We start from the raw sequence: 16,314 nt of genomic DNA, 5'->3' as shown, positions 1-16,314 counted from the left end.
AGCGAAACGGTTTTAGAGCGGCAGCGGTAATAGTTATAAGTCGTCACGACGGGTTTCCTTTTATTATTTTTGGGACCCCAGGAACGAGGGACGTTTCAAATTTATTAGCATCCCCCTGCTTAATCCAACGACATTTACAGGGGCATGTTGATAACGTCGGGTTATCGATCAGGCCGGCATCCGCCGCTGGCAGCCGGCATCGCCTGCCAGCGACCGCGACTATCCTTGCAGCGACGCCGGCGTATCCCTGCGCGCAGGCTTGGGCTACCCTCGTCGCGCTTCGCCCGGGAGCCGTATCGTGAGGAGGCCGTACAGATGACCAAGCATGTCGACCCAGACACCATCTTGCTGAAGATGCCGTCCTTGCGGGCCGTAAAGGCATTTGTCGCCGCCGCCAAGTACCAGAGCTTTACCCGTGCTGCCGAAGCATTGTGTGTTTCCCAGGCCGCCATCAGCCGGCAGATCCGCGAACTGGAAAGCTACCTGGGGGCGCAGTTGTTCACCCGCGTCGGGCGCGCCGTCGAACTCACGTCGGCGGGCGCGTTGTTCTTCGATGCCGCGCAGCTGTCGTTCGTAAACATCGCCCAGGCCGCCGAGCGCATCCGCAGCAGTCAGTCGGTCAAGAAGGTGCTGACCATCTGCTGCTCCCCGGCGTTCTCGGCACTGTGGCTGTCGAATCACCTGCCGGAGTTCTTCGCCCAGAGCGAAGGCATCGAGCTGAACCTGATCACCACCCAGAACTTCCTGACCATGGAACCGGGCGTGCAGCCCGACGTGTTCATCACCAAGATTTCGCGCATCCGCGAAGGCTATCGCAGCTACCCGTTGTGCCATGACCTGATCTACCCGGTGTGCACGCCGCAGTATCTGGAGCAGCATCCGGAAATCGCCACTATTGAGGGCGTGCGTGATTCGGCCCTGCTCAACCTCAGCCCCTACGGTCGCTCGCAAGTCGCCGAGCATGTCGATTGGGGCGTGTGGCTGGCGTTTCAGTCCATCGACATCGACGACCGCCCGGCGACCAGTCCGCAGATTTTCAACGCCAATGACTACAACCTGCTGATCAGCATGGTGCTGACCCATCAGGGCATCGCGCTGGGCTGGAATCATCTGGTTGCGCCGCTGTTGCAGCGCGGCTTGCTGGTGCGTCCGATCGAACAGGAAGTGCAGTTGCGCAACAGCTGGCACTACCTGAGTTGCCGCGAGAACGCCGACAACGAAGACGCGCTACGGCGGTTTCGCGAGTGGATCCTGTCGAAGTTTCCCCGCCGTTAGCCATCGATTTGGTTATCAATTGCCCGACGAAAATGTCGTTGGAGCCACACAACCTTCCTGACTCATTGTGGAGCGGCGCCGGCCGGGATCTGGCCGGTTCCCCTCACAGGAAGGAATTGTTGAATGTCACTCTACGAATTCTGCCGCGACTTTGATTTCCTCCAGGCCCCGGTCAAGACCCGGGAGATCCTGCAGAACAGCCTGCTGGATATCGTCGGCGTCATGGCCGGTGCCGCGTCCAATGACACCAGTGTGGCGCTGCGCCGTTTTGCCGTTGCCCACTACCCCGCCGGCGAGTTCGGCAGCCGTCTGCTGTTCGACGGTCAGCGCGTGAACCTGCTGGGCGCGGGTTGGGCCGGCGGCTTTTCCGCCGACAGCCTCGATGCCCATGAAGGCCATTTCCGATCCAAGGGGCACGCCGGCGCGACCGTGGTGCCGGCCCTGCTCGCCCTCGCCGATGCGCTGCATCATCAGGGCAAACACGTCAGCGGGCATGAGCTGTTGAGCGCGCTGTGCCTCGGTTATGAAACCGGGCTCCGCGCCGGAACGGCGCTGATGGCGACCTCCCCGACTTATCACGCGTCCGGCGGCTTTTCGGCGATTGGCGTGGTTTGCGCCGGTGCCCGGCTGCTCGGTTTTGACGAGCCGACGTTCCGCCATGCCTTGGGCATCGCCGAGTACTTCAGCGCCCGTTGTCCGATGATGCGCCTGATCGCGTTTCCGACCATGTTGCGCGACGCCCACGGCAGCGGCGCTTTTGTCGGATTGAATGCGCTGTTGATGGCCAGGGAAGGCGTAACCGGTGCGCCGGCGGAAACCGTCGAGGACGCTTCGGTGGCCGAACACTGGCTCGACGTCGGTCAGCGTTGGGAAATCGACAGCCAGTATTTCAAACCCTGGCCGGTGTGCCGCTGGGCGCAACCGGCGCTGACCGCGATGCTGCAACTGCAACAGGATCATCCTGCGCTCAACGCTGACACGATCGAGACCATCCGCGTCGAGACTTTCTACGAGTCGATGTGCCTTCAAGGCCACACCCCGGCGGACGCCGATCAGGCGCAATACGCCCTGGCCTTTCCGCTGGCGGCGCTGATCGTCAGGGGCAAACTCGGGCCGGACGAAGTCACCGGCGAATCCATCCACGCCGCCGACATTCGCGCCTTGAGCGCACGCATAGAGATCGTCGAAGCGGCCGATATTTCCGCGCGATTCCCCAATGAAATCCTCTCGCGTGTCACCGTCACCCTGAAAAACGGCAACGTGCTCGTGAGCCCGATCACCGCCGCACGGGGCGATCCCGAAACGGCCCTGAGCCGGGAAGAACTGGAGCAGAAGTTCGACCTGTTCGCCTCAAGCCTCGGCCACGAACGCAGCCTCGCGGTGAAACAGGCGATTCGCAATCTGGGCCAGTCTGCGTCGGCCATCGCCACGCTTGAGCCGATCTTCGAACGGATTCACCCATAACCTCAACGCATCGATTGCCCGCAGGAAATGTCGTTTGTGACGGCTTTCCCGGCACAGATAGGCTGGAATCCGTTCCGGCCCTACGCGCATGACGAGGATAACAATGAACAATAAAGACACCGTGTTTGACCTGATCGCCCAGCGCAAACCCTGGCACTCGCTGCCGGGCGCCCTCTACAAGGATGAAAACGTCTATCGCCAGGACCTTGAACAGATCTGGCACAAGGACTGGATTTTCGCCGGGCACACCTTCGAAATCTCCAAACCCGGCCAGTACTTCACCCTGCAGATCGGCGATTACCCGGTCGCCGTGGTGCGTGGCAAGGATGGCGAAGTCCGGGCGTTTCACAACGCCTGCCGCCATCGCGGCGCCAAGATCTGCGAACACGAGCACGGCAAAGTCGCGAAGATGGTCTGTCCCTATCACAAGTGGACCTACGAGCTGGACGGCAACCTGCTGTTCGCCGGCAACATGGGCCAGGATTTCGACAAGACCCAATACAACCTCAAGTCCGTGCATTGCGAGATCGTGCACAGCTACATCTATGTCTGCGTCGCCACCCGGGCGCCGGACTTCGAAGGCTTTCGCAAGGCCGTCAGCCCGTTCATTGCCCCGCATTATCTGGACCACTGCAAAGTGGCGTTCGAGTCGACCATCATCGAGAACGGTAACTGGAAACTGGTGTTCGAGAACAACCGCGAGTGTTACCACTGCGACGGCTCCCACCCGGAACTGCTGAAATCCTACGTCGACAACCCGTCCGTGGGCGGCGCCGGCGGCGAGGATGATCCGCACCTGACGGCCTACTGGAACACCTGCGAGAAGGCCGGATTGCCGAGCCGTCTGGTGATGGACATCAACGGCCAGTACCGCATGACCCGCATTCCGCTGTCGTCCGGGGCCGTCAGCTACACCATGGACGGCAAGCCTGCGGTGAACGGGCGCCTGGACAAAACCGCCGAGCCGGACATCGGCGCCCTGCTCTACTTCCATTACCCGTCCACCTGGAACCACTTCCTCGGCGACCACGCGCTGAGCTTCCGGGTGTTGCCGATCAGCGCCACGCAAACCATGGTCACCACCAAATGGCTGGTGCCCGACACGGCGGTGGAAGGCGTGGACTACGACATCGATCGCCTGACCAGAGTCTGGGTCGCCACCAACGATCAGGACCGCACACTGGTCGAAGGCACCCAGCGTGGTGTGACGTCCCCGTCCTATGAACCGGGGCCCTACTCGGAAACGGCGGAAACCGGCGTCTGCCAGTTCGATGACTGGTACTGCGCCACGATGACGGACCGGCTCAAGGGGCCGATTCCGTTGAAGTCCGTAGGCTGATTGGCATTCGCGGCAACGGCGGGTTTTTCAGGAGATCTGACGTTGCCGTGTCGCCTGCCAGCAGATCAGCGAACCCACGGTCACCAGCACCGCGCCCTGCCAGAACTGCATCTGCAAACTGACGCCCAGCCACAGCGCGGCGAACGCCGACGACAGTACCGGTGCGCCGTAGGACGCAGTGGCCAGCAAGGTCAGATTGCCGCGCAGGATGCCGATGTTCCACAGCGCATATCCGCCGGCCATGGCAATGCCGGTGGCGATCAGTTCGAGGGAGTTGCCCAGGGTGAAGGCAGAAATCCGTTCACTGCTGAAGCTCCACTTCACCCACAGCACAATCGCCGTCAGCACGAAAAACAGCACCACCAGACTCTGCCCGTTGGCGTAGCGGCGCGTGACGTTGCAATACAGCGCAAACGTGATCGCACAGGCCAGCGCCAGGCTGTAACTCAGCGGGTTGGAATTGACGTTGGCGATGATCCCCGGCAGCGACAGGCCCTGACCGCTGACCACCCAGAGGATGCCGAACAGCGCAAGCGCACTGCCGGGAACGATGAACCAGCGGGTCTTCTGCCCGTTCATGAAAATCGCCAGCACCACGGTCAGGCACGGCCACAGGTAATTGACCACGCCCAGTTCGATGGACTGTTGCCGGTCACTGGCAAAACCCAGCGCCAGGGACAGGCACACCTCATAGGCAACGAACAATGCACTGCCGAGCAGGAGATAGAGTGTGGACGTGGAACGAAGGCGCGGTCGCCCGAGAAACATCACCAGCAGGATCGCCCCCAGGGTGTAAATCATCGCCGCCCCGCCGAGCGGGCCGAAATGTTCACTGACGCCCCTGATCAACCCGGCGGCAGTACTCCACAACACAATCGCCAACAGCCCGCACGCCGTGGCGGCACGCTCGCCTCTTATCTGCATCATTGCCTCTGGATCAATATCGCGATTCGACCGCACAGGCTAACGAGGGAAACCGCATCGATACAGCAACTTTTCATCCGGGCAATGAATGCGCTGCCGTTATCGATCCGGCCTGCGTCCCAACGTCGCAGGGCCCGCACCTTGGCAAACGCCGCACAAGGCTTAAAATCGCGCCTCCTCTTGCAGTCGCCCGAACGGCGCCTGCCCGCAGCCATGACAACCCTCAGGTTTGAACAGCCGGCCACTTTCACGAAGTGCGCCAGGCTCAATCGTCCTGCCCGTTCGGCGGTCGTTTGTCTTCAACACACTTCGGCTTGGCACTCGCATGCGCAGAGGCGCACGTTCCGCTGTTCGATCACTTGAGGTTTTTATGACACCGCGTTTGCTGGCCATGGCGCTGGCGCCCCTGCTCGGGCTGTTCATTGTTGCCCTGGGCAACGGCTTTTTGTCTTCTTTGACCACCCTGCGCCTGGGCGCTGCCGGCGAATCGGCGACGATGATCGGCATCGTGTCCTCGGCCTATTTCATCGGCCTGACGCTTGGCGCGATCTTCAATGACCGGCTGATCCTGCGCATCGGCCATATCCGCGCCTACAGCAGCTTCGCCTCGCTGATCGCCGCGACCATCCTGCTGCAAGGTCTGTTTTATGACACCTGGGGCTGGGTTGTGCTGCGTCTGATCAACGGCTGGGCCACTGTCGGCGTATTTCTGGTGATCGAGAGCTGGCTGCTGCTGGCCGGTGACGCGAAGATTCGCGGGCGTCTGCTGGCGCTGTACATGATCGTCCTTTACGGCGCCGGCGTGCTGGGTCAGGCGTTTTTGGGGAAAATCACCGGTCTGGGCGATACCGCGCCGTTCATGGTCGCTGGCATGCTGGCGACCCTGTCGGTGCTGCCGATCGTGATCCTGCCGCGTGTTTCGCCATTGCTGGAGCAGGTCGAACCGCTCAAGCCACGGGCGCTGCTGGGCGTATCGCCCACCGGGCTGGTCGGCTGCTTCGGCTCCGGCGTCACCATCGCGGCGATCTACACCCTGCTGCCGCTGTACCTGCAACGCATCGGCCTGAACGTCGGCGAAGTCGGCAGCATGATGGCCTGGACGGTCCTCGGCGCGATGCTCCTGCAATACCCGGTCGGGCGCTGGTCCGACCGCAAGGATCGCCTGCAAGTGCTGACCGTGCTGTGCGCCGCGTGCACCGTGCTGTCGCTGGTGATCGTGCTGGTGCCGCTGTCCTCGGCCATGCTCGCGGCGATGCTGTTCCTGCTGGGCGGCGGCGTGTTCGCGCTGTACCCGGTGGCCGTCAGCCACGCTGCCGACCGTGCGCCTGTCGAAACCCTGGTGCCTATGATTCAGGGCATGCTGCTGATCAACTCGCTGGGCTCGGCGATGAGCCCGCTGCTGATCTCCCCGGCGATGAACGCCCACGGCGAAACCGGCCTGTTCTGGGCCTTCGCGCTGGTCAACCTGGCCATGGTGACGTTTTTCTTCTGGCGTCGCGGCAAACGTCCGGTGCCGGCCAACCCGGCGCCGTTTGCGGCGGCAGCGACGTTCTCGCCGACCGGCGCCGAGCTGCGGGTGACCGAGGATCTGCGTCAGGCCGCGCAGGAGCATCCGCCGATGGTCGATGCGTTGAGTGGCGAAGCGGCGCCGTCAACGGCATCGCGCTACGAAGCCAGTTGAGTTTCTGGCGGGCATAAAAAAACCGGTGACTTTCGTCACCGGTTTTTTATTGCCTGTTACATCAGTGCGGCGCCCGAGGAATGGTCTTCATCAGGTCTTCAGGGCTGATATGCCCCACCACGCTGCCCGGCTGCGGCAGATTCAGGATGTGGCCCTTCATCTTGCCGATCACGTGCATTTCGCACGGCTTGCAGTCGAACTTCAGGGTCAGCACTTCATCGCCGTGAATCAGCTGCATCGGCGCGACTTTGGTTTTCACGCCGGTCACGCCTTTGGCCTGTTTCGGGCACAGGTTGAAGGAGAACCGCAGGCAGTGCTTGGTGATCATCACCGGCACTTCGCCCGCCTCTTCGTGAGCCTCGTACGCCGCGTCGATCAGCTTCACGCCGTGACGGTGGTAGAAGTCACGAGCCTTCTGGTTGTACACGTTGGCCAGGAACGACAGGTGAGCTTCCGGGTACACCGGCGGTGGCGTGGTCTCGGCCTTGCGCGAACCGCGTGGGTGGGCGGCAACGCGGGCGGCGGTCAGCGCTTCGATCACTTCACGGCGCAACGACTTGAGCTGCGAGTTCGGGATGAAGAACGCTTGTGGCGCATCCAGTTTGATCGAGGTCGCGTGGTACTCGGTGGTGCCGAGCTGGCCGAGCAGATCGTGCAAGGTCTCCAGCGCCTGTTCCGGTTTGTTGGCGACGCCGAACGGGCCGTCCAGCGCAACGCTGGCGCTGATGCCCTCTTCGCTGGTCACGGTCAGTTCCAGACGTTCTTCACGCAGCTTCGCCAGCCAGCTCACGCCGATACGACGCTCGGCGGAGGTCTTGAGCAAGGCCTGCTGCCAGTTGTGGTCGAGGTTACGGTTCAGCGGATGGTTCGGGCGCAGCTTGTACAGGCCTTCCGGCATTTCGTTCGGCTCGACGCGGTAGCGGTAGCGCTTCTCGCCCTCTTCCTCGAACTCGCCCTTGGCTTCGGCGATGTTGGCGCGGAAACCCACCACTTCGCGCTTGACCAGCACGTTGAGGCCGTCGCCGTTGGACAGCGGCTCGTGGGTGATGACCTGCATGTCACGCTTGCCGACTTTCTCGACGGTGCCCACCGCCAGACCGGTGAACGTCGGCGAATCGAACGCGCCGATGTCGATCTTGCGCTCGCTGACGAAGTAGTCGGTGCTGCCACGGTGGAAGGTCTTTTCCGGGTCCGGCATGAAGAAATGCGCGGTGCGGCCGCTGGAGGCGCGGGCCAGGTCCGGGCGGTCGTTGAGCACGTCGTCAAGGCGCTGGCGGTAATAGGCGGTGATGTTCTTCACATAGCCCATGTCCTTGTAGCGACCTTCGATCTTGAACGAACGCACACCGGCCTCGACCAGCGCGCGGATGTTGGCGCTCTGGTTGTTGTCCTTCATCGACAGCAGGTGTTTTTCGTAGGCGATCACGCCACCCTTTTCGTCTTTCAGGGTGTACGGCAGACGGCAGGCCTGGGAGCAGTCGCCACGGTTGGCGCTGCGCCCGGTCTGCGCGTGGGAAATGTTGCACTGACCGGAAAACGCCACGCACAACGCGCCGTGGATGAAGAACTCGATGGCAGCATCGGTTTCATCGGCGATTGCGCGGATTTCCTTGAGGTTCAGTTCACGGGCCAGAACCAGTTGCGAGAAACCGGCCTGATCGAGGAACTTGGCCCGCTCAAGGGTGCGGATATCGGTCTGGGTGCTGGCGTGCAGCTCGATGGGTGGAATGTCCAGCTCCATCACGCCCAGGTCCTGGACGATCAGCGCATCGACGCCGGCGTCGTACAACTGATGGATCAGCTTGCGCGCCGGCTCCAGTTCGTTGTCGTGCAGGATGGTGTTGATGGTGGTGAAGATGCGCGCGTGATAGCGACGGGCAAATTCCACCAGTTCGGCGATTTCGCTCACCTCGTTGCACGCGTTGTGGCGCGCACCGAAGCTCGGGCCGCCGATGTACACCGCGTCGGCGCCATGCAGGATGGCCTCGCGGGCGATGGCCACGTCACGGGCGGGGCTGAGCAGTTCCAGGTGATGTTTGGGCAAGGACATATATAGTTTTTAGTCAGGCTGTCACGGTCGAGGCGCGCATTGTAGCCGCGAAACGCGTGGGCGGCACGCCTGTGCTGCCGGGTGGCAGCCCTGCTCAGGGCAGAACTGCCAAACCAAACCGCAAACTCAGGCCTTGGCGGCCATCGCGGTGACTTCCACCTTCATCCCTTCAACCGCCAGCGCCGCCACGCCAACCGCCGCACGCACCGGCCAAGGCTTGGCGAAGAAGCGCTTGTACACCTCGTTGAACGCAGCGCGATCAGCCATGTCGGTCAGGTAAATGGTCAGGTGCAGTACGCGGTCCATCGAACTGCCGGCCTTTTCCAGCGCCACTTTCAGCGCCTGCAACGTGCATTCGCTTTGCGCAGTGATGTCGCCCAGTTCCAGGCTGCCGTCGGCACGGGTCGGAATCTGGGTCGACATCAGGATGCCGTTGAATTCGGTCACGTCCGAAGAGATCGAGTCTGCATCCGGGTCCGGGGTGTAGGTGATGTCTTGGTTGGCCATGGGAAAGTCCTTCGCTGGCAGTGAGGACGGCGCCATCGCGCGCCGTTTCGGGCGGCCAGTTTACAGACACGGCGGCGGGTTTGAAGCCATGGCGGATTTTGGGGTGGATTCCGACGAATGTTTCAGAGTGTTTTGTGGGTCACCAAACACGTTTCGATGCGTGTGTTTAAAGACACCTGGAGTTACGCGCAATTGCCCACAAATCCTTGCGCCAGAGCCTACGGCTACGCCAGAATCCGCCGGCTTGTGCGCCTTGGGGGCGGCCGGTAACTTGGATCGGGTCACTGATTCGCAGTGATCGGGTTTAGTAGCCCGTTGGTATTTGAAGAGTGCACAAGTCTCTGTCAGTCAGGTATTCCCATACCTGGATTTGATGGTGGCTGTGCGTAGGGTGCCCTCGGGCACGCCGGCTTTCTTCTTTTCCCCGGTCTACTAACCTGCGCACAGCTGCCTCCACCCTTGTTTAGTAGCTCGGGTCTGGCGGCTTCAAAACAGGAAAAGAATGAATATGTTCAAAGCAACTCCAAATCCCCCGGTCACCGAACCGGCCAGCATCACCGACCCAACTTCGCCGTACGAATGCCCTGACTCCAAGAAATTCAACGAAGCCGCCAACCGCGCCCTCGACTACCACCTCGGCCCGATGACAGCCCACATGATGGCCGCGCCCTACACCCCCAACCGCCTCTACCAGACCAACCCGGCCAGCAACAACGAATCCCTGCTGGTCGACGCCGTCGAAACCCTCGGTTCGGCCAACGTCATGCTGCACAACTTCGCCGACCTGCTCCAGGGTCCTCACCGCAAGACCGCGCAGGGTATTGCGCAAGTCGTGATGTTGGCGGAACTGGCGGTGAATCGAGTGTTGGATAAAGTTGTGCCGACGGAGTAATCCGCAGCGGTGGAGCTTATATTCGCTACCACAAAGCTTCAAAAGGGGACGATAAATAAATCTGTCCCCTTTTGAATGCACCTTTTGAATGCACTTTTGAATGCAAAAAAGTCAGTAAAGAGTCGGTTCTAGGCAGGGTGGATCTTCTCGAGCCACTTTTTCTATAACTTCGTCAATCTTTATTTCTTTGGCGCGACCTGCGTCAATAGCCGCTTCTATCTCTTGCAGCACTTCATCTGCACATTTAATTGTTTTTCTTGCTCTTGCAACTTGCGAACTATCCTCCTGACTTAGCTCATCCATTCCTAATATAGCAATAATATCTCGAAGGTCTTTATATTTTTGCAGAACTTCTTCACTTCCCATGATCACTCTCCTCACGCCATGCAAACAAAGGTGCAAACAAAGGAACAAAGGAACAAAGGAACAAAGGGGACAGGAACAAAGGGGACAGATTTATTTTCTGCGCACCCACAAGCAAAGTATCAACACAAAAACCCACAAACACACCTGATAGAAATAACAGTTTTTAATACTGATTCAGAACAACCAAAACCCTGAACAATTATAAGAGGCAGCGGATTCTGGCCTGTTTAATTTATTGGCTTAGCTTCGGCAGATACATTCTCTGACACATCCAACCTGCCTCAGCCTCGCCACCTTCTAAACTTCATCCATCAAAACAAGGACGTAGCAATTAAAGGGGACAGATTTATTTTCTGCGCACCCACAAGCAATGTATCAATACAAAAAACCACAAACACACCTGATAGAAATAACAGTTTTTAATACTGATTCAGAACAACCAAAACCCTGAACGATTATAAGAGGTAGCGGATACTGGCTTATTTAATTCATTCGCTTAGCTTCGGCAGATACATTCTCTGACACATCCCACCTGCCTCAGCCTCGCCACCTTCTAAACTTCATCTGTCAAAACAAGGACGTAGGAAGACTCATGCCCAGAACGGGACGCATCGTGCTACCCCACTACCCACACCATATCGTGCAGCGCGGCCACAACAGGCAGGTTGTGTTTGCCGAACCGGCGGATTTCGAACGCTATCTCTCTGACCTGCGCGAACTCAAGGACGCATTGGGTATAAAAGTTTATGCCTACTGCCTGATGACCAATCATGTGCATTTGCTGCTTGCCCCAAGGGAGTCAACATCCAGCCTTGGACAACTCATGAAAGCCCTCGCCGGGCGGATGACGCGGTATCGCAACAAGGTTGAGGGGAGGACCGGGACGCTGTGGGAAAGTCGCTACAAATCCAGCGTTGTTCAATCCGACACTTATCTATTGGCTTGCAGTCGCTACATCGAGTTAAACCCCGTGCGGGCCCGGATGGTGGCGCGTGCAGAAGATTATCGCTGGTCAAGTTTTGCTCTGCGCCTGTGCGATTTTTCTGAATCCACATGGCTGGACAAAGATCCCTGCTTTATGGAGCTGGGGCCTACTGAGGCCAAACGGCGTGAGCGCTATAAAACGTTTATTGAGATGGCGACGCCCACCAATGAATTGCAACTCATAAGGGGCGCACTTCAGCGGGGCCAACTGACTGGCAACATGAAATTCGTCGACGAAATCGAGAAAATCACTGGAAGACGCATTCAGTTCAGAGCGCGCGGAAGGCCAGAAAAAACTGCTTAACATCAAAAGGGGACAATTAAATAAATCTGTCCCCTTTTGATTCCTTATTGAGCTGGGGCCTACTGAGGCCAAACGGCGTGAACGCTATAAATCGTTTGTTGAGATGGCGACACCCATCGATGAATTGCAACTCATAAGGGGTGCACTTCAGCGGGGCCAACTGACTGGCAACATGAAATTAGTCGACGAAATCGAGAAAATCACCGGGAGACGCATTCAATTTAGAGATCGAGGACGGCCAGAGAAAACTGCTTAACATCAAAGGGGAGCGATTAAATAAATCTGTCCCCTTTTGATTATTCAGAGACCGAGGACGACCAGAGAAAAGTGCTTAACATCAAAAGGGGACGATTAAATAAATCTGTCCCCTTTGATTGAGAAAGAATCAAAAGGGGACAGATTTATTTTCTGCGCATTCACAAGCAAAGTATCAACACAAAAACCCACAACCACACCTGATAGAAATTACAGTTTTTAATACACCTTCAGAACAACCAAAATTCTGAATAACTATAAAAACCACGGACGCAGACTCATTTAACTCACCCCCTCCCCGAACCAACCAATCCATCTCCGTCACTGTCCCCCACCCACCGCCTCCACTGGATATCCCCCCAATCCCAATTATGCTCAAAGAAACCCCGCCCTCCCGCGAGGTCGAGAGTCTGTGCACGCTCCACGAACCACCTGCTCCAGCACCAACCAAAGGCCTCGGGTACGCGACGTTGATGAAGTGCTCCGGCCTATAACAACAAGCACGACGGAGAACCCTCATGGCCGTACTCGACAGCATGTCCACCGGCAGTGCGCCGCACCCGCACCACAGTGTCAGCAAGGAGGAGCGCAAGGTCATTTTCGCCTCGTCCCTCGGCACGGTCTTCGAGTGGTACGACTTCTATCTCTACGGCTCGCTCGCCGCGATCATCGCCAAGCACTTTTTCGCCGGGGTCAACGAGACCACGTCGTTCATCTTCGCCCTGCTCGCCTTCGCCGCCGGTTTTGCGGTGCGGCCGTTCGGTGCGGTGGTGTTCGGGCGGTTGGGTGACATGATCGGGCGCAAGCACACGTTTCTGATCACGATTGTGATCATGGGTGTGTCGACGGCGATTGTCGGTTTCCTGCCGGGTTACGCGACCATCGGGGTCGCGGCGCCAATCATTCTGATTACCCTGCGGTTGCTGCAAGGTCTGGCGCTGGGCGGTGAATACGGCGGCGCGGCGACCTATGTGGCCGAGCATGCACCGAAGGGCAAACGCGGATATTTCACCTCGTGGATTCAGACCACGGCGACGCTGGGGCTGTTTCTGTCGCTGCTGGTGATTCTGGCCTGCCGCACCGCGTTGGGCACCGAGGCGTTCGAGGCCTGGGGCTGGCGGATTCCGTTCCTGTTGTCGATCCTGCTGCTGGCGGTGTCGGTCTACATCCGTCTGCAACTGAACGAGTCGCCGGTGTTCATGAAAATGAAGGCCGAAGGCAAGGCGTCGAAGGCGCCACTGACCGAATCCTTCGCCCGCTGGGACAACCTGAAAATCGTGATCATGGCCCTGCTCGGCGGCACTGCAGGCCAAGCGGTGGTCTGGTACACCGGGCAGTTCTACGCGCTGTTTTTCCTGCTGCAAACCCTGAAGATCGACCCGCAGACCGCCAACCTGCTGATCGCTGGCTCGCTGCTGATCGGCACGCCGTTCTTCGTGATTTTCGGCAGCCTGTCCGACCGCATCGGGCGCAAGGGCATCATCATGGCCGGGTGCATTCTGGCGGCGGTGACCTACTTCCCGATCTTCCACGCGCTGACCCAGTACGGTAACCCCGACGTGTTCATCGCCCAGGAAAAGAACCCGGTCAAAGTGGTCGCCAGCCCTGACCAGTGCTCGTTCCAGTTCGATCCGGTGGGCAAGGCCAAATTCACCAGTTCCTGCGACCTGGCGAAAACCATCCTGGCCAAACGGGCGATTCCGTACGAAAACGTAGTGGCGGAACCGGGCACCGTGGCCCAGGTGCGCATTGGCGACAAGGTCATCGAAAGCTTCGAAGGCACCGCCATGCCGGCCGCTGACTTCAAAACCCGCAACGACGCCTTCACCGCCAGCCTCGGCACCGCGCTGAAAGAGGCCGGTTACCCGGAAAAGGCTGATCCGGCCAAGACCAATTACCCGATGGTCTTGCTCCTGCTGACCGTACTGGTGATCTACGTGACCATGGTTTACGGCCCGATTGCAGCGTGGCTGGTCGAGCTGTTCCCGGCGCGCATCCGCTACACCTCGATGTCGCTGCCGTACCACATCGGCAACGGCTGGTTCGGCGGGTTCCTGCCGACCGTGGCATTCGCGATGGTCGCGGCCACCGGGGACATCTACTACGGCTTGTGGTACCCGATTGTCATCGCGGTGATGACGGCGATTCTGGGCATCTTCTTCATGCCGGAAACCAAGGATCGCGACATCCATCACACCTGAAACCGTGGCGGCCCTTTTTCCTCGAGAGAGGGCCGTCAACGCACGTTGCGATACAGCATCAGCCGTGCGCTTTCGTGCAGTCCCCGGGTCAACTCGACCAGTCTCTGAAATTCTTCGGGATGCGCATCGGCGACGTTCTCCAGTGGCGTAGCTGACTTCAGGTCATGCAACGTCGGCGCGCTGCCGTCGTGCTGCATCTGCAGCAAGTGATCCTTGGTTACTCCGCCGATCAACGGGAACGTCCCTTCGCGCAACACCAGCGGTACCACCCGTTCGCCCTCGGGTGCCGGTTGCTGCAGGTCGCGGCCCATGGCGCGGTTCTCGAAAGAAACGCCGGCCATGCCCGCCACGGTTGGCAGCAGATCGGCGAGCCCCACCGCCTCTTCAATCACCTTCGGTTTGAGCAGCCCCGGCGCATGAATCAGCATCGGCACATGGTTGCTTTCAAGCCCCAGTTGTTCGAAGGCCGGCGGCATGTGCGGGATACGGCTGATGCGCGTGTTGTGGTCGCCGAAGAACACAAAAATCGTGTTGTCGTAATAGCCGCCGGCCTTGGCCAGTTCCATCAGGCGACCGATGTTGAAGTCCAGCAGCCGCACCGCGTTGTATTGCTCGACGCTGCGTGAGCCGGCGTTTTGCACCTGCTCCAGCGACAGATTGCTGACCTCGAATCCGTCGTTGTCCCTGGGAATGGTGAATGGCCGGTGATTGCCCGAGGTTTGCACGTAGGCGAAGAACGGTTTGTCCTTCGGCAGTGCACGCAGAATCTCGTCGCCTTCCTTGAACAGGTCCAGATCGGAAATCCCCCACACATCGACCCGTGGCGAACGCCAGTCGCGCTCTTCGTACAGACGCACACCGTCGATGCTTTGCTGGATCAGCGCGTTGATGTTGGCCCAACCGGCGTTGCCGCCAATCATGTAGAGCTTCTGGTAATCAGTGAAGGCATTGATCAGCGTGCGCTGGTTGGTGATCAGCGGATGACGGGTGGCGGTTTCCTGTCGGGTGACGTCGGGGACGCCGGTGATGCTCGCCCACACGGTTTTCGCGGTGCCGGTGACCGGGACGTAGAAGTGTTTGAAGAACCAGCTCTCGCTTGCCAGCCGATCAAGATTGGGCGTCGGGTTCAACGGGTTGCCATAGGCACCCACCGCGCTGGTGCCGAGGGATTCGAGCATGACAAACATCACGTTCGGCGCCCGCTCGGCCACGACGTGGTAGGGCTGCACGGATTGCCGGCGTTCGAATGCCAGGCTTTGCACATCCGGACGATCCACACCCAGATAACGGGAAATCACCGGGTAATGCACCCGCACCTGCGCCTCGTCGAACTGCGCCTGCCCGGCCTTGAGCGTGTCATAGAGGAACAGCACCGGGTTCAGGCCCACGGCGGCAATCTGTCCGTTGCCGGAAAAGAACGCATCGCTCCAGCGCAGCGGCACCGGGTTTTCCAGGTTGAGCTTGTCGACCCGGCCCAACAACGCCAGCAGGACGGCCACCAACCCGAGCCCCGCGCCCACGGCGACTGAGCTGCGGCGGATCACTTGAGGTTCACGGGCCAGGGTCAACCGTTCCAGCCGCACAAATCCGTAGAACCACAGCGCCAGAACCGCGAGCCAGCCCAGTGCAATCCACAGCACCGGATAGGTTTCCCAAACCATCTGCTGCGAGATCTGCGCATCGTCCAGATAACGCAGAACTGTGGCGTTGATCCGCACGCCAAGGTAGGCGTAATGGCCGAAGTCGATGATGTACACCAGACCGATCAGCCCCAATGCCAGCAGCAAATAAACCCGCGCCGCACCGCGCAACAGCAGCACCGTGGTCAGATTCCAGCGCGGCAGCCACGCCAGCACCGCCAATGGCAGCACCAGCAACAGCGCCAGCCTCAGATCGAAACGAAAGCCGATGCCCAGGGTTTGCAGCCATTGCGGGTCGGCAAAGAACTGCGCGACACCCACCCCGGAAAACCCGATCAGGAACACCAGCCGTAGCAAGGCAAACAGCAGAAACGCCAAACCTGTCGCGCCCACGCCATAGCGCAGGCGACGCGATTGCAACCACCCCATCGT

General features: G+C 59.6%; 11 protein-coding genes and 1 pseudogene. 7 read left to right on the top strand and 5 right to left on the bottom strand.

The features are described from left to right. Positions 1 to 315 precede the first annotated feature (315 nt). The 3 genes from DLD99_RS12785 (at position 316) to DLD99_RS12775 (ending at position 4,078) form a co-directional block, all read left to right on the top strand. Entirely contained in the window at positions 316 to 1,275 is a 960-nt protein-coding gene (locus DLD99_RS12785; RefSeq protein ID WP_114882519.1) for a LysR family transcriptional regulator, read from the top strand. A 123-nt stretch (positions 1,276 to 1,398) separates the two neighbouring features. Then, positions 1,399 to 2,739 (top strand): MmgE/PrpD family protein, encoded by a 1,341-nt coding sequence (locus DLD99_RS12780; RefSeq protein WP_114882517.1) that lies wholly within the window; start codon positions 1,399 to 1,401, stop codon positions 2,737 to 2,739. Between the two features lie 103 nt (positions 2,740 to 2,842). Further along, positions 2,843 to 4,078, top strand: coding sequence for an aromatic ring-hydroxylating oxygenase subunit alpha (locus DLD99_RS12775; protein ID WP_114882515.1), 1,236 nt, complete (start codon positions 2,843 to 2,845; stop codon positions 4,076 to 4,078). A gap of 27 nt (positions 4,079 to 4,105) precedes the next feature. On the opposite strand, the gene yddG is transcribed toward DLD99_RS12775, so the two are convergent. Continuing rightward, on the bottom strand, positions 4,106 to 5,005 hold the full coding sequence (yddG, locus tag DLD99_RS12770) for an aromatic amino acid DMT transporter YddG (RefSeq protein WP_279634356.1): 900 nt from the start codon (positions 5,003 to 5,005) through the stop codon (positions 4,106 to 4,108). A 367-nt stretch (positions 5,006 to 5,372) separates the two neighbouring features. On the opposite strand from yddG, the gene DLD99_RS12765 reads away from it, so the two are divergent. Then, the gene (locus DLD99_RS12765; RefSeq protein WP_114882513.1) at positions 5,373 to 6,683 is read left to right on the top strand and encodes an MFS transporter; all 1,311 of its coding nucleotides are present in this window, start codon (positions 5,373 to 5,375) and stop codon (positions 6,681 to 6,683) included. A 61-nt stretch (positions 6,684 to 6,744) separates the two neighbouring features. On the opposite strand, the gene DLD99_RS12760 is transcribed toward DLD99_RS12765, so the two are convergent. Then, complete coding sequence (locus DLD99_RS12760) at positions 6,745 to 8,733, bottom strand: peptidase U32 family protein (RefSeq protein WP_114882511.1); 1,989 nt, start codon at positions 8,731 to 8,733, stop codon at positions 6,745 to 6,747. A gap of 126 nt (positions 8,734 to 8,859) precedes the next feature. Further along, positions 8,860 to 9,240 carry a RidA family protein gene (locus DLD99_RS12755; protein ID WP_114882509.1) on the bottom strand — a complete coding sequence of 127 codons (381 nt, stop codon included), beginning with the start codon at positions 9,238 to 9,240 and terminating at the stop codon, positions 8,860 to 8,862. 508 nt (positions 9,241 to 9,748) lie between these two features. Between DLD99_RS12755 and DLD99_RS12750 the strand changes: the two genes are divergently transcribed. Continuing rightward, complete coding sequence (locus DLD99_RS12750; protein WP_114882507.1) at positions 9,749 to 10,132, top strand: DUF6124 family protein; 384 nt, start codon at positions 9,749 to 9,751, stop codon at positions 10,130 to 10,132. 252 nt (positions 10,133 to 10,384) lie between these two features. Here the strand turns inward: DLD99_RS12750 and DLD99_RS29420 are convergent. Next, a pseudogene (locus tag DLD99_RS29420) lies at positions 10,385 to 10,495 on the bottom strand (ATP synthase beta subunit C-terminal domain-containing protein); the annotation flags it as partial. A 595-nt stretch (positions 10,496 to 11,090) separates the two neighbouring features. On the opposite strand from DLD99_RS29420, the gene DLD99_RS12740 reads away from it, so the two are divergent. Then, positions 11,091 to 11,786, top strand: coding sequence for a transposase (locus tag DLD99_RS12740; protein WP_114882504.1), 696 nt, complete (start codon positions 11,091 to 11,093; stop codon positions 11,784 to 11,786). 773 nt (positions 11,787 to 12,559) lie between these two features. Beyond that, the gene (locus DLD99_RS12735; RefSeq protein ID WP_085708394.1) at positions 12,560 to 14,242 is read left to right on the top strand and encodes an MFS transporter; all 1,683 of its coding nucleotides are present in this window, start codon (positions 12,560 to 12,562) and stop codon (positions 14,240 to 14,242) included. 35 nt (positions 14,243 to 14,277) lie between these two features. On the opposite strand, the gene DLD99_RS12730 is transcribed toward DLD99_RS12735, so the two are convergent. After that, positions 14,278 to 16,311, bottom strand: coding sequence for an LTA synthase family protein (locus tag DLD99_RS12730; protein ID WP_114882502.1), 2,034 nt, complete (start codon positions 16,309 to 16,311; stop codon positions 14,278 to 14,280). Positions 16,312 to 16,314: the final 3 nt, after the last annotated feature.

This window comes from Pseudomonas kribbensis, from assembly GCF_003352185.1.
Lineage (GTDB): Bacteria > Pseudomonadota > Gammaproteobacteria > Pseudomonadales > Pseudomonadaceae > Aquipseudomonas > Aquipseudomonas kribbensis.
This window is presented reverse-complemented; position numbering and strand designations above follow the sequence as displayed.